We start from the raw sequence: 21,689 nt of genomic DNA on the forward strand, positions 1-21,689 counted from the left end.
GGTGAAACGCATTTGCATATAATAAAACATTATCATACCTTTGCAGTCCGTTTTTCGGGCTGCATTCGTTAAACGGGTGTAGTTCAAGGGTAGAATAGCGGTCTCCAAAACCGTTGATGGGAGTTCGAATCTCTCCACCCGTGCTATAAAAACCGGAAGAATATATGAATAAACTGGTTGCGTTCGTAAAGGAGTCTTATGACGAGATGAGAACCAAGGTAACTTGGCCTAAATACTCTGAACTTCAGGGTAGCTCCGTGCTGGTGTTGGTGGCATCACTAATATTTGCTTTGTTCATCGGTGTTGTAGATTTGGCGTTTGAAAACGCATTGAAATGGTTTTATAACGCCTTTTAATAGGCAGTATAAATATAGTGAAGGATGGGAGAAATTAATTGGTACGTGGTAAGAGCGGTAAGCGGGCAGGAGAAGAAAGTAAAGACCTACCTGGAGACTGAGATTACCAGACAAAATCTGGAGGAAACTATTCCTCAGGTTTTAATTCCGTCCGAGAAAGTATACGAAATGCGTAATGGTAAAAAGCGTGTAAGAGAGCGTAACTTTTTTCCAGGTTACATCATCATCGCCGCTGACCTTTCGCATGGAGAAATACTTCACACAATAACGAATATCCCTGGTGTAATAGGGTTTCTGGGTTCCAGAGACAAAACGAAAGCACCAGTACCTCTTAGGCAGAATGAAGTGAACCGGATACTTGGAAAAGTAGACGAGATGGATGAGGCCGAAGAGAAATTAGATACACCTTTTATAGTAGGTGAAATAGTGAAGGTGATGGATGGGCCATTTAGTGGTTTCACAGGAACGGTTGAGGAAGTATTCGAAGAAAGAAGAAAGCTTAATGTGATGGTGAAAATATTTGGCCGGAACACACCAGTTGAATTGAATTATTTCCAGGTAGAAAAACAGGATTAATAAAATGGCTAAAGAAATTAGCGGGTACTTGAAACTTCAAGTGCGTGGTGGACAAGCCAACCCTGCACCCCCGATTGGTCCGGCTTTAGGTAGCAAGGGTCTTAACATAATGGAGTTCTGCAAGCAGTTTAACGCTAGAACGCAGGAAAAGCAAGGTATGGTTCTTCCGGTATTAGTAACCATCTATACCGACAAATCTTTTGACTTTGTAATCAAGACGCCTCCTGCGCCAGTGTTGATAATGGAGGCTTCAAAGGTTAAAAAGGGATCTGCTGAACCCAACAGGGACAAAGTAGGATCAGTTACATGGGATCAGGTGAAGCAAATTGCTGAAACTAAGATGCCTGACCTGAACGCATTTACCGTAGAGTCTGCCATGAAAATGGTGGCTGGTACTGCAAGAAGCATGGGTGTTAGGGTAACAGGAGCTGCTCCTTGGGATAATTAATCAGAGAGAAATGGCAAAGCTTACTAAGAATCAAAAGGCCATTGCGGCCAAAATAGATATCAGCAAAGAGTATGGTGTTGATGACGCCGCTAAACTGGTGAAGGACATTACCTTCACTAAGTTTGATGCTTCTGTTGATCTTGACATCAGACTTGGAGTAGACCCTCGTAAAGCTGACCAAATGGTAAGAGGCGTAGTTGCCCTGCCTCATGGTATCGGTAAAGAGGTGAAGGTATTAGTGCTTTGCACACCTGACAAAGAGCAGGAAGCAAAAGACGCAGGTGCCGACTTCGTTGGTCTTGATGACTATATTAAGAAAATTGAAGGTGGTTGGACGGATATCGATGTGATCGTTACCATGCCAACCGTGATGGCTAAAGTGGGTAAGTTGGGAAGAGTGCTGGGACCACGTGGTTTGATGCCTAACCCTAAATCAGGTACTGTTACTTTGGATGTTGGAAAAGCTGTAAAAGAAGTAAAAGCTGGTAAAATCGACTTTAAAGTTGACAAAACCGGTATCATCCATGCCAGTATTGGCAAGGTGTCTTTCCCAGCTGATCAGATCAGGGACAATGCGATGGAAATGATTCAGACCATTGCTCGTCTGAAGCCAAGTTCGTCTAAAGGCACGTACTTCAAAAGTATCCACCTTTCTAGCACCATGAGTGCAGGCATCACTATTGATAAAAATACGATAGGAGGGATTTAATCATGACAAGAGAAGATAAGGCAGTGCTCATTGAAGAGCTGAAAGAGAAGTTTTCCAACAATGGTCACTTCTATATTACTGATGCTTCCGGTCTTTCTGTTGCTGAAGTGAACAACTTCAGAGGTAAGTGCTTTGATAGCGGAGTTGAATACCGTGTAATCAAGAATTCACTTATCAGAAAGGCACTTGAGTCACTTGATGGTGATTTCTCACCACTCAATGACACAGCTTTGAAAGGATTTTCAGGCGTTCTTTTCTCAAAAGAAGACGCAAAGGCTCCTGCGAAACTTATCAAAGACTTCAAAAAAGCGGATAAAGAAAGTCGACCTAAATTAAAGGCTGCTTCCATAGAAAAGGATTTATTCATCGGTGAACAGCATCTGGATATGCTTATTAGCTTGAAGTCTAAGTCCGAACTGATCGGAGAGGTAATTGGATTGCTCCAATCTCCGGCCAAAAACGTGATCGGCGCTCTTCAGAGTGGTCAGCACAAACTGGCAGGTATCGTAAAGACCCTGTCAGAAAAAGAATCATAAACGAACGTAGAAACAATTTAATTATTTTCAAAAATGGCAGATTTGAAAGCATTCGCAGAGCAACTGGTTAATCTTTCTGTAAAAGAAGTTAACGAACTTGCGGCAATTCTTAAAGATGAGTATGGCATTGAGCCAGCCGCTGCTGCAGCTCCGGTAGCAGTTGCAGGTGGTGCTGCTGCAGGTGGTGGAGACGCCGCTGCAGAAGAGAAAAACTCATTTGATGTTATCCTTAAGTCAGCGGGAGCTGCTAAGCTTGCAGTTGTTAAGCTTGTGAAGGACCTTACTGGACTTGGCTTGAAAGAAGCTAAAGAACTAGTCGACGGCGCTCCTAAAGCAGTGAAAGAAGGCGTTGCTAAAGATGAGGCTGAAGCCCTTAAAAAGCAGCTGGAAGAAGCTGGAGCTGAAGTAGAATTGAAATAATTTACTTTGCCACTTTTAGGTGGTGGCTCCAAGATAATAGACCTGGCTAGTGCGTCAGGTCTTTTCCTGTTTGTGCTAATTTAGCTACAGGAAGAAATTTACAACAGGGTTTATCCTTCTATTAAGAACTAAATCTTTAAAGCTTTGGCTAATAAAAAGACATCCGAAAGAATCAATTTCTCTTCCATTAAGCCAGTTATAGATTATCCTGATTTTCTTGACGTGCAACTCCAGTCTTTCAAAGACTTTTTCCAATTGGAGACGCCCGCAGAAAAGAGAATCCAGGAGGGACTTTTCAAAGTGTTTGCTGAAAACTTCCCTATTTCTGACTCAAGAGAGAACTTCGTTCTTGAATTCATTGACTATACTGTAGATCCTCCAAAGTATTCTGTAGATGAGAGTATCGACAGAGGTCTTACTTATTCGGTTCCGCTTAAAGCGAAATTAAGACTTTCCTGCAACGATGCAGACAACGAAGACTTCGAGACTATCGAGCAAGAGGTTTTCCTTGGAAATATTCCTTACATGACTGAGAAGGGGTCTTTCGTGATCAATGGTGCTGAGCGGGTAATCGTTTCTCAGCTGCACAGATCGCCAGGGGTTTTCTTCGCTCAGAGTAAGCATACAAATGGTACCAAGCTTTATTCTGCAAGGATCATACCTTTCAAAGGCTCCTGGATAGAGTTTGCCACTGACGTGAACAACGTCATGTACTCTTACATCGATAGGAAGAAGAAGTTTCCGGTAACCACTCTTCTGAGAGCTATCGGATACGGTACTGACAAGGACATTCTGGATCTATTCGGTTTGTCAGAAGAAGTTGAAGCCAACCAGAAGAACCTGAAGAAGATTGTAGGCAGAAAGTTGGCCGCCAGGGTGCTGCGTACCTGGACGGAGGACTTTGTGGATGAAGATACAGGTGAGGTTGTTTCTATTGACAGAAATGAGATTGTTCTCGAAAGAGATTCAATCATAGGAGAGGAAGACCTTGACACAATATTGGAGTCTGGCACTAAGTCGATCATCCTGCACAGAGAGGATGTGAACGTAACAGACTACGCTATTATATATAACACGCTTCAGAAGGATAATTCCAACTCGGAGAAAGAAGCGGTGGAGCAAATCTACCGTCAGCTTAGAAACACCGAAGCTCCTGATGAACAAACTGCCAGGGATATTATCCAGAGCCTGTTCTTCAGTGACAAGCGTTACGACCTGGGTGAAGTAGGCCGTTATAGAATTAACAAGAAATTAGGTCTTGACATATCTTTCGACGTTCGGGTGTTAACCACCGAGGACATCGTTAGAATTGTGAAATACCTCATCGGGTTGATCAACTCGAAAGCGGTAGTTGATGATATTGACCACCTTTCTAATCGTCGTGTTAGAACGGTAGGTGAGCAGTTGTACAGTCAGTTCTCTGTTGGTTTGGCCCGCATGGCTCGTACCATCAAAGAAAGAATGAACGTGCGTGACAATGAGGACTTCAAGCCTGTTGACTTGATCAACGCCAGAACGCTGTCTTCAGTAATCAACTCGTTCTTTGGTACCAACCAGCTTTCACAGTTCATGGACCAAACCAATCCTCTTGCTGAGATCACTCACAAAAGAAGGATGTCTGCCCTCGGGCCCGGTGGTTTGTCAAGAGAGCGTGCCGGTTTCGAGGTTCGTGACGTGCACTATACACACTACGGTCGCCTTTGCACCATTGAAACACCAGAGGGACCAAACATTGGTCTTATCTCTTCTTTGTGTGTGCATGCGAAAGTAAATAGCATGGGATTCATCGAGACGCCTTACCGTATGGTAGAGGGGGGTATTGTTGGAAACGATGTGTTTTACCTGACAGCTGAAGAAGAGGATACACATTATATTGCCCAGGCCAATGCGCCAATTGATGACAAGGGTAAGTATCTGAACGATAAAGTAAAGGCTCGTTTTGAAGGTGACTTCCCAGTTGTGGAACCACCTACTCTTAAGTACATGGACATTGCTCCTAACCAGATTGTTTCTGTTGCGGCGTCAATGATTCCTTTCCTTGAGCATGATGATGCCAACCGTGCTCTGATGGGATCGAACATGCAACGCCAGGCAGTTCCACTTCTTCGTCCACAGGCGCCAATTGTTGGTACCGGACTCGAAGGAAGAATTGCGAAAGACTCAAGAACGCTGGTAACAGCTGAAGGAAATGGCGAGGTTGTTTTTGTAGATGCTAAGAAAATAGTTGTCAGATACGATAGAGACGACGAAGGTGAACTAATCAGCTTCGATAACGAAAACGTAGAATACAACCTTATTAAGTTCAGAAGAACTAACCAGGACACTTGTATCAACCTGAAGCCTATTGTTTTCAAAGGGCAGAAAGTGGTAACTGGTCAGATACTGTGTGAAGGATTTGCTACCGAACAAGGCGAATTGGCCCTTGGCCGTAACCTCCAGGTGGCATTCATGCCATGGCAGGGATACAACTTCGAGGATGCAATCGTTATTTCTGAGAAAGTAGTTCGTGACGATATCTTTACTTCAATTCACATCGAAGAGTTTGAACTTGAAGTAAGAGACACGAAGCGTGGTGAAGAAGAACTTACTTCTGAAATCCCTAACGTTAGCGAAGAGGCTGTTAAAAACCTTGACGAGAACGGAATCATCAGGATTGGTGCAGACGTAAAAGAAGGCGATATCCTTATTGGTAAGATCACACCTAAGGGAGAAACAGATCCAACTCCTGAAGAGAAACTCCTCAGAGCAATCTTCGGTGACAAGGCTGGTGATGTGAAAGATGCTTCTTTGAAAGCTTCACCATCACTCAGAGGTGTTGTTATTGACACCAAGCTATTCTCTCGCCCCAAGAAGGATAAAGACCTTAGAAGTAAGTCTAAGAAGGAAGTGGAAGTACTTAAGAGTAAGTATTCCAACCAGCTTCTTGAGCTTCGCAACCGAATGGTGAAGAAGCTGACTACGCTACTTGAAGGCAAGACCTCGCAGGGTGTTAAGCATAAGTTCGGTGACGAATTGATCTCTAAAGGAGTGAAGTTCAATGGCCGTAACATCGATGAGAATCTGTTCCCACCTAAGAACGTTTACAGAGACGAAAGTAACTACAATGTTCCCGAGGAGGCCAACCTGATTTCTGATGTAAATCTTGACAATTGGACAACCGATGCTCATGTAAATGAGAACATCGTGAAGATGGTTAAGAACTACATGAAAGCAAGGAATGAAGTTGCTGGCGATTTCAAGAGAGCAAGGTTCACCCTTGAAGTAGGTGATGAATTGCCTGCTGGCATCGTTCAGCTTGCGAAGGTTTACGTGGCTAAGAAGCGTAAACTGAAAGTAGGTGATAAAATGGCCGGTCGTCACGGTAACAAAGGTGTGGTTGCAAAGATCGTGCGTGAAGAGGATATGCCGTTCACTGAGGATGGAAATCCGGTGGATGTTGTTCTCAACCCACTGGGTGTACCTTCTCGTATGAACATTGGTCAGATATACGAAACTGTACTTGGTTGGGCAGGTTTGAAGTTGGGTCGCAAGTATGCCACACCAATCTTTGATGGTGCTTCCATGGAGCAGGTAGCAGCAGAGTTGAAGGAAGCAGGTTTGCCCGATTTTGGTAGAACTTACCTGACCGATGGCCTTACTGGTGTTCGTTTCGATCAGCCTGTTACAGTCGGTGTGATTTATGTACTGAAACTTGGTCACCTGGTTGATGACAAAATGCACGCTCGTTCAATCGGACCTTACTCTCTTATTACCCAGCAGCCGCTTGGTGGTAAGGCGCAGTTTGGTGGTCAGCGATTTGGTGAAATGGAAGTTTGGGCACTTGAAGCATTTGGTGCATCCAACATCCTTCAGGAAATCCTTACCATTAAGTCCGATGATGTTGTTGGCCGTGCCAAAGCATATGAGGCGATAGTGAAAGGTGAGAACATGCAGAAGCCTGGAATTCCGGAATCATTCAATGTATTGGTTCACGAACTCCGTGGTTTGGCACTTGAAATCACTCTTGACTAAAAAATCCCAAGGGGCTTAGGCCCCTCAACCATATATAAATAACATTATGGCGTTCAGAAAAAATAAGAAAATTACAAGCGACTTCTCTAAGGTTACTATTAGTTTGGCGTCTCCTGAATCTATCCTGGAGAGCTCACATGGTGAGGTTACACAGCCTGAAACCATCAACTATAGAACCTATAAGCCTGAAATGGGTGGTCTTTTCTGCGAAAGAATTTTCGGACCTGTAAAAGACTGGGAATGTCACTGTGGTAAGTATAAAAGAATACGTTATAAAGGGATTATCTGTGACCGTTGCGGTGTAGAGGTGACAGAGAAGAAGGTGCGCCGTGAGCGTATGGGCCATATCGAACTGGTGGTGCCTGTTGCTCATATCTGGTATTTCCGTTCTCTTCCTAATAAGATCGGTTACCTTCTTGGTCTTCCAACCAAAAAGCTTGACCAGATCATCTACTATGAGAGATATGTAGTTATTCAGCCAGGCTTGAAAGCCGAGGATGGTATCAACTACCTCGACTTCCTTACAGAAGATGAGTACCTCGATATTCTTGATAAAATTCCTAGAGAGAACCAAAGCCTTGACGATTCTGATCCTAACAAGTTCATCGCTAAGATGGGTGCGGAAGGATTGGAAATGCTTCTTTCAAGAATTGAGCTTGACTCACTTTCATACGATCTTCGCCACCAGGCATCAACCGATACTTCTCAGCAGCGCAAGGCGGAAGCCTTGAAAAGGCTGAAAGTGGTTGAAGCATTCAGAGATGCTCGTACCCGTATTGAAAACCGCCCAGAGTGGATGGTGATCCGTATGGTGCCAGTTATCCCACCTGAATTGCGTCCTTTGGTTCCATTGGATGGTGGTAGATTCGCTACTTCTGACTTGAACGACTTGTACAGAAGGGTAATCATCAGAAACAATCGTCTGAAGAGACTTATTGATATCAAAGCACCGGAAGTAATCCTTCGTAACGAGAAGAGAATGCTTCAGGAAGCTGTCGACTCACTATTTGATAACTCAAGAAAAGTGAACGCTGTACGTTCGGATGGTAACAGAGCTTTAAAGTCACTTTCAGACATGCTGAAAGGAAAGCAGGGCCGTTTCCGTCAAAACCTTCTTGGTAAAAGGGTTGACTACTCAGGTCGTTCAGTAATTGTGGTAGGGCCGGAGCTGAAAATGCATGAGTGCGGTCTGCCCAAGGACATGGCTGCTGAGCTTTTCAAGCCGTTTATTATCAGGAAGCTGATTGAAAGAGGTATTGTAAAGACTGTTAAATCTGCCAAAAAAATCGTTGACCGTAAGGATCCGGTTGTTTGGGATATTCTTGAAAACGTATTGAAAGGACACCCTGTGCTCCTTAACCGTGCTCCAACGCTGCACAGGTTAGGTATCCAGGCGTTCCAGCCTAAGTTGATAGAAGGAAAAGCGATTCAGCTTCACCCGTTGGTTTGTACCGCCTTCAACGCTGACTTTGACGGTGACCAAATGGCCGTTCACGTGCCGCTTGGCCATGAGGCAATTCTTGAGGCGTCAACGCTGATGCTTGCTTCTCACAATATTATGAACCCTGCCAACGGTGCTCCTATTGCTGTACCTTCTCAGGACATGGTATTGGGTCTGTACTACATCACCAAAGGCCGGAAGTCTACTAAGGATCATCCTGTAATGGGAGAAGGTAGAACCTTCTATAATGCCGAAGAAGTTATCATCGCTATAAACGAGGAGAGACTTTCGAAGCATGCCTATATCAAAGTGAGAACAAAAGTTCTTAACGAGAACAATGAGCTTGAAACCAAGGTCATCGAAACAGTAGCTGGAAGGGTTATTTTTAACCAGAACGTTCCTGAGGAAGTGGGCTATGTGGATGAGCTTCTGACCAAGAAGAAACTACAGTTGATTATCGGTACCGTGTTCAAAATCACTGGTATGGCCAGAACTGCCAAGTTCCTTGATGATATCAAAGAGCTTGGATTTAAGTCTGCTTATATCGGTGGTCTGTCTATCGGTTTGAATGATATTAAGATTCCTGAGGAGAAGGAAACGATGATCGAAACTGCGAAAGCAGAAGTAGACGTGGTTTGGAATAACTACCTGATGGGTCTTATCACAGATAACGAACGTTACAACCAGGTAATTGACATCTGGACTCGTATCAACTCTCAGTTGACCGGCACACTGCTTAAGCAACTGGAAGAAGATGATCAGGGATTCAACTCGATCTACATGATGATGCACTCCGGTGCTCGTGGATCTCGTGAGCAGATTCGTCAGCTGGGTGGTATGCGTGGTTTGATGGCCAAGCCTCAGAAGAACCTTCAGGGTTCTGTTGGTGAAATCATCGAAAACCCAATCCTTTCTAACTTTAAGGAAGGCCTGGACGTAATCGAGTACTTTATCTCTACCCACGGTGCTCGTAAAGGTCTTGCCGATACCGCCCTTAAAACGGCGGATGCGGGTTATCTTACCCGTCGTCTGGTTGACGTGGCACAGGATGTCGTGATCAACGAAGACGACTGTGGCACCCTGAGAGGTATCGTTGTTACTGCTTTGAAAGATAACGAAGACGTAGTAGAGCCTTTATCTGAGAGAATTCTTGGTAGGGTGACAGTACATGATGTGTTTGATCCGATCACTGATGAACTTATCGTGTCAGCAGGTGATGAAGTAACTGAGGAGCTTGCAGCCAGAATTGATGCTACCAGCATAGAAGAAGTAGAAATTCGCTCAGTGCTTACTTGCGAGACCCGCCTGGGAGCTTGTGCCAAGTGTTACGGTCGTAACCTTGCCTCTGGCCGCATGGTAGAGATAGGGGAGGCTGTTGGTGTAATCGCCGCTCAGTCGATTGGTGAGCCTGGTACTCAGTTGACACTACGTACCTTCCACGTGGGTGGTACAGCGTCCAACATTGCTGTGGATGCCAGCATAAGGGCTAAGTTTGACGGTATCGTTGAATTCGAAGGGCTACGGTCAGTGAAAACTACCAATGATGAAGGAGAAAGCATCAATGTGGTGATGGGCCGTTCCGGTGAGATGAAAATAAAGGATCCGAAAACCGATAAAATATTTATCAGTAACCACGTTCCTTATGGTGCATTCCTTAAGGTGAAAGACGGAGAGAAGATAGAAAAAGGCCAGGAGCTTTGTTTCTGGGATCCTTATAATGCCGTAATTCTTTCAGAATTCGATGGTACTATCGATTTCGATGCAATTGAAGAAGGCATTACTTTCAAAGAGGAGTCTGATGAGCAAACAGGTCACAGAGAGAAAGTAATTATTGATACAAAGGATAAGACGAAGAACCCTGCCATTGTTGTCAATGGAAAGGGAGACGAGTCGAAAGGTTATAACATTCCGGTAGGTGCTCACTTGGCGGTTGAAAAAGGCCAGAAGGTGAAAGCCGGGCAGATCCTGTCGAAGATACCTCGTATGACTTCTAAGTCGAGAGATATTACCGGTGGTCTGCCAAGGGTAACAGAATTGTTCGAAGCACGTAACCCTTCCAATCCGGCTGTGGTGAGCGAGATCGACGGTGTGGTTACTTATGGAGGGATTAAGCGTGGTAACCGTGAAATCTACATCGAGTCTAAGGACGGAGTGAAGAAGCGCTACCTGGTTTCACTTTCCAAGCACATCCTTGTTCAGGACAACGACTTTGTGAGAGCTGGCGATGCCTTGTCTGATGGTGCTATAACACCTGCAGATATTCTTTCCATCAAAGGACCTACAGCTGTTCAGGAGTATCTTGTAAACGAAATACAGGAAGTATATCGTCTGCAGGGTGTGAAGATCAACGATAAGCACATTGAGGCCATAGTGAGCCAAATGATGCAGAAAGTTGTGATTCTGGATCCGGGAGACACTAGTTTCCTACCTGGACAAACTTGCGACAAGTTTGCTTTCCGTGAGGAGAACGATAACATTCTTGATAAGAAAGTAGTGATGGACGCTGGTGATTCGGAGAATCTTAAGCCAGGACAAATCATTTCTTCTCGTAGGCTGAGAGATGAGAATTCGAGCCTCAAGAGACGTGACCTTAAGATCGTCGAGGTGCGTAGCGCTGAACCTGCTGTTTCCAAGCCATCGCTTCAAGGGATTACTCAGGCGTCGTTGGATACGGAAAGTTTCATATCAGCTGCATCGTTCCAGGAGACTACCAAGGTATTGAGCGAAGCCTCTATCCGAGGCAAGGCCGACCACCTGAAGGGGCTTAAGGAAAACGTAATCGTAGGTCATCTGATTCCAGCTGGTACAGGAAGGCGTAATTTCCAAAGGGACGTTGTTGGTTCCAAGGAAGAATACGAGGCGCTGACTGCAAGGGATAGAGACAGAGAGCAACAAACTGAGGAAAGATCTTTCGAGGTCAGCAAGTAAGTAGTTATGGCAAAAGAAGAAAAGGACCCTAAAAAGAATCCTAATCAGATTAACATAGAGCTTTCGGAAGAGATTGCTGAAGGCGTTTATGCTAACCTAGCCATGATTGCTCACTCAAACAGTGAATTCGTTATTGATTTTATAAGACTGATGCCTGGTGTACCAAAGGCAAAGGTTAAATCGAGAATTGTCATTACTCCAGAGCATGCCAGGCGTCTCCTGGCTGCTTTGGAGGAAAATGTCCGAAAATACGAAGATACCTTTGGCACAATTAAAACAACCAATGAGTTACCCAAGTTTCCAATGAATTTTGGAGGCACAGTTGGTGAAGCATAGTTGAATAATTATTCGCCATCAATTCTTTGCACTAAAAATTATAAATCCATATCTTTGCGTTCCATTTTTTGGAACACAGAAAAATACAGTCTAAATGCCCACTATACAGCAATTAGTAAGAAAAGGTAGAACGGCCGTGACATGGAAATCCAAGTCACCTGCTCTTGATTCATGTCCTCAGAGAAGAGGCGTGTGCACAAGGGTTTACACTACCACTCCTAAAAAGCCAAACTCTGCCATGCGTAAAGTAGCCAGGGTTCGTCTTACCAACAGTAAGGAAGTGAACGCCTACATACCTGGTGAAGGTCACAACCTTCAGGAGCACTCAATTGTGCTTATCAGAGGTGGTAGGGTGAAAGACCTTCCTGGTGTAAGGTATCACATCGTTAGAGGTGCCCTTGATACTGCTGGAGTAACAGGAAGACTTCAGAGTCGTTCTAAGTATGGTGCTAAGAGACCTAAAAAGAAATAATTAATCGCAATGAGAAAGGCAAAACCTAAGAAAAGATACATCCTCCCTGACCCTAAGTTTGGGGATACTTTGGTAACCAAATTTGTGAATAATTTAATGCTTAGCGGGAAGAAAAGCGTTTCTTATTCCATTTTCTACGACGCCATTGAGGCCGTTAGTAAGAAGACAAGCGAAGATGGTCTTGAAGTATGGAAAAAGGCGCTTAACAATGTAACTCCTGCTGTTGAAGTAAAAAGCCGCCGTGTAGGTGGTGCTACTTTTCAGGTTCCTTTGGAGGTACGTCCCGAGAGAAAGGTTTCCTTGGGAATCAAATGGCTGATTAAATACGCCAGAACTCGTGGTGAAAAAACAATGACTGATAAATTGGCCGGCGAAATCATCGCTGCTTCCAAAGGCGAAGGCGCCGCTGTGAAGAAAAAGGATGATACGCACCGTATGGCTGATGCAAATAAAGCTTTCTCCCACTTTAGATTTTAATTGAAAAGGCGTAATGGCAAGAGATCTTAAATTCACCCGTAACATTGGTATTGCGGCTCACATTGATGCTGGTAAAACAACAACAACTGAGCGTATACTATTTTATACAGGTGTTAATCATAAAATAGGAGAAGTTCATGATGGCGCAGCCACTATGGACTGGATGGAGCAAGAGCAGGAGAGGGGTATTACAATTACATCCGCTGCCACAACTGTTTTCTGGAAATATAAGGACAACGATTACCACATTAATATTATCGATACTCCTGGCCACGTGGATTTCACTGTGGAAGTAAACAGGTCGTTGAGGGTATTGGATGGTCTTGTGTTTTTGTTCAGTGCTGTTGACGGCGTTGAGCCTCAATCAGAAACTAACTGGCGCCTGGCTGACAACTATAAGGTTGCTCGTCTTGGATTCGTAAACAAAATGGATCGCTCCGGCGCCGACTTCCTTGCAGTATGTAAGCAAGTGAAAGAAAGATTGGGTACTAAAGCTGTTCCGTTACAGTTGCCTATCGGATCAGAGGAAAAATTCAAAGGTGTTGTTGACTTAGTTGAAAACATCGCCATGGTATGGAATGAAGATGACTTCGGCATGACTTTCAGCGAGGTTCCTATTCCTGAAGATATGAAGGACGAAGTGAAGGAGTACAGAGAGCATCTGCTTGAGGCAGTTGCTGAGTACGACGAATCTTTGCTGGAGAAGTACTTTGAAGACCCTGAGTCCATCACAAGAGACGAAGTGGTAAAGGCGCTTAGAGCTGCTACTGTGGACTTGGCTTTTGTGCCAATGCTTTGCGGATCGGCGTTCAAGAATAAGGGTGTTCAAACAATGCTTAACTACGTGATGGAACTTCTTCCTTCGCCGATGGACAGAGAAAGCATTAAAGGTATCAACCCTGATACTGATGCTGAGATTTCAAGAAAGCCTTCTGTTTCTGAGCCTTTTGCAGGCCTGGCATTTAAAATTGCCACTGACCCTTTTGTGGGCCGCCTTTGTTTCGTAAGGTCTTACTCAGGCATGCTTGAGTCTGGTTCTTATGTTTACAATACAAGATCAGGCAACAAAGAGAGGATTTCTAGGATATTCCAAATGCACGCCAATAAGCAGAACCAAATCGAAAGGCTTCATGCTGGTGATATTGGAGCTGTAGTTGGATTCAAAGATATTAAGACCGGCGACACGCTTTGTGATGAGAAGCACAAGATAGTGCTTGAGTCTATGGTGTTTCCTGAGCCGGTTATCGGCTATGCTATTGAGCCTAAAACTCAGGCAGATGTTGATAAACTGGGAATGGCTATTGCCAAACTTATTGAGGAAGACCCAACTCTTCAGGTAAATACCGATGAGGAAACAGGTCAAACGATCCTTAGAGGTATGGGAGAGCTTCACCTTGAGATTATCATTGATCGTCTTAAGAGGGAATTCAAGGTTGAAATTAATCAGGGTGCTCCTCAGGTGGCTTACAAAGAAGCACTTAGATCTACAGTTGAGCACAAGGAGGTCTACAAGAAGCAGACTGGTGGTCGTGGTAAATTCGCCGATATTGTGTTTGAGCTTGGACCAAAAGATGAGGATCACGCAGCTGAGGGTCTACAGTTTGTAAACGGTATTGTTGGTGGTGTAATCCCAAGAGAATTTATTCCTGCTGTTCAGAAAGGCTTTGCCGATTCGATGAAGAACGGACCTCTTGCTGGCTACCCTATCGATACGATGAAAGTAAGACTATTTCATGGGTCATTCCACGATGTCGATTCAGATGCACTCTCGTTTGAGATGGCAGCAAGAATTGGTTTCAGAGAGGCTGCAAGAAAGGCTAAGCCAGTGTTGCTTGAGCCGATAATGGCTGTTGAAGTAGTTACTCCTGATGAATATACAGGTCCTTTGACGGGTGACTTGAACAGAAGAAGAGGTATCATGAAGGGCATGGATACAAAAGGTACTTCGTCTGTAATCAAAGCAGATGTTCCTCTTTCGGAATTGTTCGGCTATGTAACCGACCTTCGTACAATGAGTTCAGGTAGAGCAACTGCCTCTTTGACATTTGCTCATTATGATCAGGTGCCTCAGAATATCGCTGATGCCGTGATCACAAAAACAAAAGGTGTAGCTGCCAAATAAGAAAATCATGACACAGAAAATAAGAATCAAACTTAAGTCTTACGACCATAATTTGGTTGACAAATCATCTGAGAAGATCGTAAGAGCCGTAAAGACGACAGGTGCTATAGTTAGCGGTCCAATTCCGTTGCCTACAGAAAAGGAAATCTTTACTGTACTTCGCTCGCCCCACGTGAACAAGAAGTCGAGAGAGCAGTTTCAGCTTTGTACTTACAAGCGCCTGGTAGACATTTATTCAAACAGTACAAAAACAGTAGACGCTTTGATGAAGCTTGAATTGCCAAGCGGTGTCGACGTTGAAATTAAGGTCTGACCTTTAATAGTATTGTTTCGTAAAGAACCAATAATGATCAGAGTTATTGGTTCTTTTTTTGTGCATAGATATTTTAAAAATTTAGAGTTAACAGTTTTGTAGGACAGAGCAAATTACTATCTTTGCAGTCCTTTTTGGCGGATAAACGCCGAAAACGTTGATAAAGAACTTATAACCAATACGATGTCAGGAATTATTGGAAAAAAAATTGGAATGACTAGTATCTACGGTGCCGATGGACGTAACGTTGCATGCACGGTGATAGAGGCTGGTCCCTGCGTTGTTACCCAAGTGAAGAATGAGGCTACTGATGGCTACAAGGCTATCCAGTTGTCTTATGACGAACGGAAGGATAAGAACACTCCTAAGGCCCTTAAAGGCCACTTTGCTAAGGCTAAAACTACTCCTAAAAAGAAGGTAGTTGAGTTTCGTGACTTCCGTGAGGAATTCGAAGGCCAGGTGAAGATAGGGGACAAGATCATGGTCGGCGAAGTATTCAAAGAGGCCGAGTTTCTTGATGCAATCGGAACATCAAAAGGAAAAGGCTTCCAGGGTGTTGTTAAGCGCCACGGTTTCGCTGGTGTTGGTGAGGCAACTCACGGTCAGCACAACAGACTTCGTGCTCCCGGTTCCATCGGTGCATGTTCGTTTCCATCAAGGGTTTTCAAAGGCATTAGAATGGCCGGAAGAACAGGTGGTGACAGAGTGAAGGTGATTAACCTTCAGATCATGAAGATCATGCCGGAGAAGAATTTAATTGTAGTCAGTGGCTCCGTTCCAGGTGCTAAGAACTCATACGTAATCCTAGAGAAGTAACATGGAACTAGTTGTAAAAAAATATACCGGTGAAGACACCGGAAGGAAAGTTAGTCTCTCAGATGCTGTATTTGCAATCGAGCCTAATGACCATGCTATCTATTTAGATGTAAAGCAGTTTCTAGCTAATCAGAGACAGGGCACTCACAAGTCTAAAGAGCGTAACGAAGTTTCTGGCTCAACCAGAAAGATAAAGAAACAAAAGGGAACAGGTACTGCCCGTGCAGGTAGCATCAAATCGCCCGTCTTTGTTGGTGGTGGTCGTATATTCGGACCAAGACCCAGAACGTACGGATTTAAGCTAAACAAGAAAGTAAAAGCACTTGCCCGTAAGTCTGCATTGACTTATAAGGCCAAAGGCGAATCGATTTCTGTTATAGAAGATTTCACTTTCAGCGCTCCTAAAACAAAAGACTTCATAAAGATGCTTGAAGTTTTGGCGCTTGCTGATAAGAAGACCCTTGTGGTGTTGCCTGCAGTAGACAAAAACATTGTTTTGTCAGGCAGGAACCTGGAGAGATCAAAGGTCGCCCTTGCAGCTGACGTTACTACCTACGATCTGCTTCATGCTGATCACGTAGTTTTCGTAGAGAGCTCTATTCAAACAGTTGAAAACACTCTTAATTAAAGACCATGAGCGTATTAGTAAAACCCTTGGTTACTGAAAAGGTGTCTTCTATGAACGAGAAAGGCAAGTATGGCTTTGTTGTGAAGAGGGGTGCCAATAAGGTAGAAATAAAGAAGGAGATAGAGAAAATGTATGGTGTGAAGGTTGAAAATATCAACACCATGGTCTATCAGGGGAAGAGAAAAACCAGGTATACAAAGTCACGTGTGCTTGAAGGCAGAACTGATGCCTACAAGAAGGCCATTGTGACCGTTGCCGAAGGTGAAGTAATTGATTTTTACGCAGGAATATAAAGGAACGGGAAAATGGCAGTAAAAAAATTAAGACCGATTACACCAGGCCAGCGTTTCAGAATGGCGCCTGACTATTCTGCGATTACAACCAATGTGCCTGAAAAGTCGTTGGTGGCGAGCAGAAAGAAGAGTGGTGGCAGAAACGCCGGAGGTCGCATGACTATGCGCTATTTAGGTGGTGGTCATAAGCAGAAGTACCGTATGATTGATTTCAAGCGTGATAAGCATGATATTCCTGCTACCGTAAAGTCAATCGAATACGATCCAAACAGAACAGCTTTCATAGCTTTGTTGGCTTACGCTGACGGCGAAAAAAGATACATTTTGGCACCTGAAGGTATTCAGGTGGGTCAAACGTTGTTTTCAGGGGAGTCAGTAGCTCCGGAAGTAGGCAATGCATTGCCAATGTCGAAAATTCCTCTTGGTACAATCATTCACGCTATCGAATTGAAGCCTGGTAAGGGAGCAGCTATGGCGAGAAGTGCTGGGGCTTACGGTCAACTATTGGCCCGTGAAGGAAAGTATGCCACTATCAAATTGCCTTCTGGTGAGATGAGAATGGTATTGGCAGTCTGTATGGCAACAGTTGGAACGGCATCTAACGGCGAACACATGAACGTCGTGCTTGGTAAGGCTGGACGTAACAGATGGTTGGGAAGGCGTCCAAGGGTTCGTGGTGTTGTAATGAACCCAGTCGATCACCCGATGGGTGGTGGTGAAGGTAGAGCTTCTGGTGGTCATCCAAGATCGAGAAACGGTCTGTTGGCGAAAGGAAAGAAAACACGTCGCCCGAACAAGTATTCTGATAAGTTAATCATCTCTAATAAAAAGAAATAAGTAATGGCTAGATCTCTTAAGAAAGGCCCATATATAGATTTCAGACTGGAGAACAAGGTGGAAACCATGAACGAGGCTGGCAAGAAGTCGGTAATCAAAACATGGTCAAGAAGATCTATGATCTCACCGGATTTCGTTGGCCACACCTTTGCGGTTCACAACGGAAACAAGTTTATACCAGTGTATGTTACTGAAAACATGGTGGGTCACAAGCTAGGTGAATTTGCACCAACCAGGAATTTCAGGGGTCACATCGCCAAAAAAGATAAAGGTAAAAGATAAGGATATGGAAGCAGTAGCTAAGTTGAAGAACGTTCCTACCTCTCCACGTAAAATGAGATTGGTTGTTGATCTTATCAGAGGTGTACGTGTAAATAAGGCTTTGACTATACTTAAGCATGAATCAAAGCATCCTGCTGCACGTTTGGAGAAACTGTTGTTGTCTGCTATTGCCAACTGGCAGCAGGGCAACGAAGATGCCAAACTTGAGGAAGCTGATTTGTATGTGAAGGCCATATCTGTTGATTCAGGTCGGATGTTGAAAAGACTGAGACCAGCGCCACAAGGTAGAGCACACAGGATCAGAAAGCGTTCGAACCACGTAACGCTGATTGTGGACAGCCTGGCACCTACGGCAGCTGCGCCTGAAACGAAAGCAACCGAAAACACAGAAAAGTAAAACGCATGGGACAGAAGGTAAACCCAGTCGGTTTTAGACTCGGAGTCATTAAAGGATGGGATTCAAGCTGGTTTGGGGGCAAAACTTTTGCTGACAAATTGGTTGAGGACACCAAAATCAGAAAATACATAACTGCAAGGATTCCCAAAGGTGGAATCGCTAAGATAGTTATCGAGCGTACGCTTAAGCGGATAACGCTGACTATCCACACAGCTCGTCCTGGTGTTGTTATTGGAAAAGGTGGTTCTGAAGTCGACAAGATCAAAGAAGAGCTGAAGAAGATAACTGGAAAAGACATCCAGATAAATATATTCGAAATTAAAAGACCAGAGCTTGATTCACTTCTGGTAGGTGAGTCAATTGCTCAACAGTTGCAGGCTCGTATTTCTTACAGGAGAGCCATGAAGCAAGCGATTGCTTCTGCAATGAGAGTGGGAGCTCAGGGAATTAAGATAAAGGTATCAGGACGTTTGGGCGGTGCTGAAATGGCACGTACTGAAATGTACAAGGAGGGTAGAATTCCTCTACACACACTTCGTGCTGATATTGACTACGCAATTTCTGAAGCGCAGACTGTTTACGGTAAGATTGGTATCAAGGTTTGGATATTCAAAGGTGAGGTTTTCGGTAAAAGAGACCTGTCCCCTAACGTAGGAATAACAAACGACGCCAACAGTGGTAACTCTGGTGGAGGCCCTGGCAACAGACGTGATGGAGGTGGTAGAAGAAGAGGTGGACCCGGCGACGGCGCTCCTAAACGTAAAAGAAAATAATAACTAGTTAATTAGCTGACAAATGTTACAGCCTAAAAGAACTAAATTCAGGAAGCAACAAAAAGGAAGAGTAAAAGGTATTGCCCAAAGGGGTCATACACTTTCTTTCGGAACTTTTGGATTGAAGTCATTGGAATCTGGTTTTATTACCTCACGCCAGATTGAAGCATCGAGGATCGCCGTTACAAGGGCAATGAAAAGGGAGGGTCAGGTTTGGATCCGCATATTCCCTGATAAGCCTATTACCAAAAAGCCCGCAGAAGTACGTATGGGTAAAGGTAAAGGTGCGCCTGAGTATTGGGTAGCCATCGTAAAGCCGGGAACTATTATGTTCGAAGCGGGTGGTGTGCCCATCGAAACAGCTAAAGAAGCGCTAAGGTTAGCGGCTCAGAAGCTTCCTATAAAAACTAAATTTATTGTCAGAAGAGATTACGCTGCAATACAATGAAAAATTCAGAGCTAAAGTCGCTTTCTGTAGAGGAGCTAAACGCACGACTCGCAGCAGAGAAAGAGAGTCTTCAAAAGTTGAAGTTCGCCCATGCTGTTACTCCTGTTGAAAATCCGATGAGGATCCGCCACAACCGTAGAGTTGTAGCCAGGATCCAAACCGAGCTACACTCAAGAGAGCTATCAAAATAATTGGAGTATGGAGACCAGAAATCTACGTAAAGAGAAAACAGGAAAGGTTGTTAGTGATAAGATGAATAAGTCTATCACTGTGGCAGTTTCTCGTAAGGTGAAACACCCTATCTATGGCAAGTTCATAGGTAAAACAACCAAGTTTTTGGCACACGATGAGAAGGATGAGTGTGGCATTGGTGATACTGTACGCATAGCAGAAACGAGACCTTTAAGTAAAAGGAAGCGTTGGAGATTGGTAGAAATTATCGAAAGAGCAAAATAAGATGATACAGCAGGAATCCAGGTTATCTGTTGCAGATAATAGCGGTGCCAAAGAGGTACTTTGTATACGTGTGCTAGGTGGAACGGGTAAGCGTTACGCTTCAATCGGAGATAAGATTGTAGTGAGCGTTAAGTCTTCCATTTCTTCAAGTAGTTTGAAGAAGGGTACTGTTTCCAAGGCCGTCATTGTACGCACCAAGAAGGAAATCAGAAGAAAAGATGGTTCATATATCAGATTTGAAGATAACGCAGCTGTGTTATTGACAGGTAATGACGAACCAAGAGGAACTCGTATTTTCGGACCTGTTGCCAGAGAGCTTCGTGAAAAACAATTCATGAAAATCGTTTCATTGGCGCCTGAAGTACTATAACATATGAAAACTAATTCAAAGCCTAATAAGCTTCATGTCCGCAAGGGCGACACTGTTAAAGTGATTGCCGGCAACAGTAGAGGAAAAACTGGCAAGGTGCTGGAAGTAGTACCTGGCGATAGCAAGGCCTTTATTGAGGGATGTAATATTATTACGAAGCACGTAAAGCCTTCTGCTCAGAACCCAAATGGCGGGATCGAAAAGAAAGAGGCTCCTATTCATTTGAGTAACCTGATGGTGGTAGACCCATCTACTGGTAATGCAACAAGAGTTGGGAGAAAAGAAGACAAGAAGGGCAAACTTCAAAGATACGCAAAGAAAACTGGGGAGGTAATTAACAATGGCTAGTCCTAGATTAAAAACGAAATACCAGGAGGAGATCATGAAAGCCTTGATGGAGAAATTCCAGTACAAGTCGATCATGCAGGTTCCTAAGCTGACCAAAATCACGGTAAACAAGGGTATTGGTGCAGCTGTAGCTGACAAGAAGCTTGTGGATGTGGGAGTTGAAGAACTTACTACTATCACTGGCCAGAAGGCAGTTCCTACCAAAGCAAAAACATCTATATCTAACTTCAAATTGCGTGAAGGTATGCCAATTGGAGCGAGAGTAACGCTTCGTGGTGACAAGATGTACGAATTTCTTGACCGTTTGATGTCAATTGCTCTTCCAAGGGTTCGTGACTTCAAAGGAATTAAGGACAGTGGGTTCGACGGCAGAGGGAACTACACATTAGGGGTGAAGGAGCAGATCATTTTCCCTGAAATCAGTATTGACAAAATCAACAAGATATCTGGTATGGATATCACGTTTGTTACTACTGCAAATAGTGATGAGGAGAGTTATGAATTGCTGAAGGCATTTGGAATGCCATTCGCATCAAAAAATAAATAACATGGCTAAAGAATCAGTTAAAGCACGGGAGAGAAAAAGAGAGCATTTGGTAGCAAAGTATGCTGCTAAAAGAAAGGCACTTAAAGAAGCAGGTGATTACATCGGCCTGGATAAGTTGCCCAAGAACGCTTCTCCGGTACGTCTTCACAACCGTTGTAAATTGACGGGTCGTCCAAAAGGATATATGAGGAAGTTTGGTATTTCTCGTGTAACATTTCGTGAGATGGCTTCTGATGGTAAAATACCAGGCGTGACCAAGTCAAGCTGGTAATTATTTGCCCAAGGCATATTGTTAAGAAAGAAAATAATTTATACCTTTGCAGCCCTGTTAAAAAGGGCTTAATTATTT

General features: G+C 44.0%; 27 protein-coding genes and 1 tRNA gene. All 28 read left to right on the plus strand.

Translation table 11 applies throughout. The features are described 5' to 3' along the window. Positions 1-72: 72 nt before the first annotated feature. The 28 genes from GC130_RS08875 (at position 73) to rpsN (ending at position 21,611) form a co-directional block, all read left to right on the plus strand. Positions 73-143 (plus strand) — tRNA-Trp (locus tag GC130_RS08875). A gap of 21 nt (positions 144-164) precedes the next feature. Beyond that, positions 165-356 carry a preprotein translocase subunit SecE gene (gene secE, locus GC130_RS08880; RefSeq protein ID WP_151997928.1) on the plus strand — a complete coding sequence of 64 codons (192 nt, stop codon included), beginning with the start codon at positions 165-167 and terminating at the stop codon, positions 354-356. A 24-nt stretch (positions 357-380) separates the two neighbouring features. After that, a complete protein-coding gene (nusG, locus tag GC130_RS08885; RefSeq protein ID WP_151997929.1) occupies positions 381-932 on the plus strand; it encodes a transcription termination/antitermination protein NusG in 552 nt (183 codons plus the stop codon). Positions 933-936: 4 nt separating this feature from the next. Continuing rightward, positions 937-1,380, plus strand: a complete 444-nt coding sequence (gene rplK, locus GC130_RS08890) for a 50S ribosomal protein L11 (protein ID WP_151997930.1) — start codon at positions 937-939, stop codon at positions 1,378-1,380. Positions 1,381-1,390: 10 nt separating this feature from the next. Continuing rightward, positions 1,391-2,089 carry a 50S ribosomal protein L1 gene (rplA, locus tag GC130_RS08895; RefSeq protein ID WP_151997931.1) on the plus strand — a complete coding sequence of 233 codons (699 nt, stop codon included), beginning with the start codon at positions 1,391-1,393 and terminating at the stop codon, positions 2,087-2,089. 2 nt (positions 2,090-2,091) lie between these two features. Beyond that, positions 2,092-2,625, plus strand: coding sequence for a 50S ribosomal protein L10 (gene rplJ / locus GC130_RS08900; RefSeq protein WP_151997932.1), 534 nt, complete (start codon positions 2,092-2,094; stop codon positions 2,623-2,625). A 33-nt stretch (positions 2,626-2,658) separates the two neighbouring features. Continuing rightward, on the plus strand, positions 2,659-3,045 hold the full coding sequence (gene rplL, locus GC130_RS08905; protein ID WP_151997933.1) for a 50S ribosomal protein L7/L12: 387 nt from the start codon (positions 2,659-2,661) through the stop codon (positions 3,043-3,045). A gap of 144 nt (positions 3,046-3,189) precedes the next feature. Beyond that, entirely contained in the window at positions 3,190-7,056 is a 3,867-nt protein-coding gene (rpoB, locus tag GC130_RS08910) for a DNA-directed RNA polymerase subunit beta (RefSeq protein WP_151997934.1), read from the plus strand. Positions 7,057-7,102: 46 nt separating this feature from the next. Continuing rightward, positions 7,103-11,425 (plus strand): DNA-directed RNA polymerase subunit beta', encoded by a 4,323-nt coding sequence (gene rpoC / locus GC130_RS08915; protein ID WP_151997935.1) that lies wholly within the window; start codon positions 7,103-7,105, stop codon positions 11,423-11,425. Positions 11,426-11,431: 6 nt separating this feature from the next. Then, complete coding sequence (locus tag GC130_RS08920; protein WP_151997936.1) at positions 11,432-11,761, plus strand: DUF3467 domain-containing protein; 330 nt, start codon at positions 11,432-11,434, stop codon at positions 11,759-11,761. 94 nt (positions 11,762-11,855) lie between these two features. Next, positions 11,856-12,233: a 30S ribosomal protein S12 gene (gene rpsL, locus GC130_RS08925; protein WP_151997937.1), complete on the plus strand. Its 378-nt coding sequence runs from the start codon at positions 11,856-11,858 to the stop codon at positions 12,231-12,233. 9 nt (positions 12,234-12,242) lie between these two features. After that, on the plus strand, positions 12,243-12,710 hold the full coding sequence (gene rpsG, locus GC130_RS08930) for a 30S ribosomal protein S7 (RefSeq protein WP_151997938.1): 468 nt from the start codon (positions 12,243-12,245) through the stop codon (positions 12,708-12,710). A 13-nt stretch (positions 12,711-12,723) separates the two neighbouring features. Next, positions 12,724-14,832 carry an elongation factor G gene (fusA, locus tag GC130_RS08935; RefSeq protein ID WP_151997939.1) on the plus strand — a complete coding sequence of 703 codons (2,109 nt, stop codon included), beginning with the start codon at positions 12,724-12,726 and terminating at the stop codon, positions 14,830-14,832. Positions 14,833-14,839: 7 nt separating this feature from the next. Then, positions 14,840-15,145, plus strand: coding sequence for a 30S ribosomal protein S10 (gene rpsJ, locus GC130_RS08940; protein WP_151997940.1), 306 nt, complete (start codon positions 14,840-14,842; stop codon positions 15,143-15,145). Positions 15,146-15,328: 183 nt separating this feature from the next. Next, positions 15,329-15,961, plus strand: coding sequence for a 50S ribosomal protein L3 (gene rplC / locus GC130_RS08945; protein WP_151997941.1), 633 nt, complete (start codon positions 15,329-15,331; stop codon positions 15,959-15,961). 1 nt (position 15,962) lies between these two features. Continuing rightward, positions 15,963-16,589: a 50S ribosomal protein L4 gene (gene rplD, locus GC130_RS08950; protein ID WP_151997942.1), complete on the plus strand. Its 627-nt coding sequence runs from the start codon at positions 15,963-15,965 to the stop codon at positions 16,587-16,589. Between the two features lie 5 nt (positions 16,590-16,594). Further along, positions 16,595-16,882, plus strand: a complete 288-nt coding sequence (rplW, locus tag GC130_RS08955; RefSeq protein ID WP_151997943.1) for a 50S ribosomal protein L23 — start codon at positions 16,595-16,597, stop codon at positions 16,880-16,882. Positions 16,883-16,894: 12 nt separating this feature from the next. Continuing rightward, positions 16,895-17,719: a 50S ribosomal protein L2 gene (gene rplB / locus GC130_RS08960; protein WP_151997944.1), complete on the plus strand. Its 825-nt coding sequence runs from the start codon at positions 16,895-16,897 to the stop codon at positions 17,717-17,719. A 3-nt stretch (positions 17,720-17,722) separates the two neighbouring features. Then, the gene (rpsS, locus tag GC130_RS08965; RefSeq protein WP_151997945.1) at positions 17,723-18,001 is read left to right on the plus strand and encodes a 30S ribosomal protein S19; all 279 of its coding nucleotides are present in this window, start codon (positions 17,723-17,725) and stop codon (positions 17,999-18,001) included. A gap of 4 nt (positions 18,002-18,005) precedes the next feature. After that, positions 18,006-18,398, plus strand: a complete 393-nt coding sequence (rplV, locus tag GC130_RS08970) for a 50S ribosomal protein L22 (protein ID WP_151997946.1) — start codon at positions 18,006-18,008, stop codon at positions 18,396-18,398. Between the two features lie 5 nt (positions 18,399-18,403). Further along, entirely contained in the window at positions 18,404-19,171 is a 768-nt protein-coding gene (gene rpsC / locus GC130_RS08975; RefSeq protein WP_151997947.1) for a 30S ribosomal protein S3, read from the plus strand. Positions 19,172-19,193: 22 nt separating this feature from the next. Further along, positions 19,194-19,619 (plus strand): 50S ribosomal protein L16, encoded by a 426-nt coding sequence (gene rplP, locus GC130_RS08980; protein WP_151997948.1) that lies wholly within the window; start codon positions 19,194-19,196, stop codon positions 19,617-19,619. After that, positions 19,616-19,810 (plus strand): 50S ribosomal protein L29, encoded by a 195-nt coding sequence (gene rpmC / locus GC130_RS08985; protein WP_151997949.1) that lies wholly within the window; start codon positions 19,616-19,618, stop codon positions 19,808-19,810. Before rplP ends, rpmC begins: the two co-directional genes overlap by 4 nt. A 7-nt stretch (positions 19,811-19,817) precedes the next feature. After that, positions 19,818-20,075: a 30S ribosomal protein S17 gene (gene rpsQ / locus GC130_RS08990; protein ID WP_151997950.1), complete on the plus strand. Its 258-nt coding sequence runs from the start codon at positions 19,818-19,820 to the stop codon at positions 20,073-20,075. Between the two features lies 1 nt (position 20,076). Next, positions 20,077-20,445: a 50S ribosomal protein L14 gene (rplN, locus tag GC130_RS08995; protein ID WP_151997951.1), complete on the plus strand. Its 369-nt coding sequence runs from the start codon at positions 20,077-20,079 to the stop codon at positions 20,443-20,445. A gap of 3 nt (positions 20,446-20,448) precedes the next feature. Further along, positions 20,449-20,793 (plus strand): 50S ribosomal protein L24, encoded by a 345-nt coding sequence (gene rplX, locus GC130_RS09000; protein ID WP_151997952.1) that lies wholly within the window; start codon positions 20,449-20,451, stop codon positions 20,791-20,793. Continuing rightward, a complete protein-coding gene (gene rplE / locus GC130_RS09005) occupies positions 20,786-21,340 on the plus strand; it encodes a 50S ribosomal protein L5 (protein WP_151997953.1) in 555 nt (184 codons plus the stop codon). Before rplX ends, rplE begins: the two co-directional genes overlap by 8 nt. 1 nt (position 21,341) lies before the next feature. Then, positions 21,342-21,611, plus strand: coding sequence for a 30S ribosomal protein S14 (gene rpsN / locus GC130_RS09010; protein WP_151997954.1), 270 nt, complete (start codon positions 21,342-21,344; stop codon positions 21,609-21,611). The last annotated feature ends 78 nt before the right edge of the window (positions 21,612-21,689 follow it).

Source organism: Imperialibacter sp. EC-SDR9, from assembly GCF_902498805.1.
In the GTDB taxonomy this organism is placed as follows: Bacteria; Bacteroidota; Bacteroidia; order Cytophagales; family Cyclobacteriaceae; genus Imperialibacter.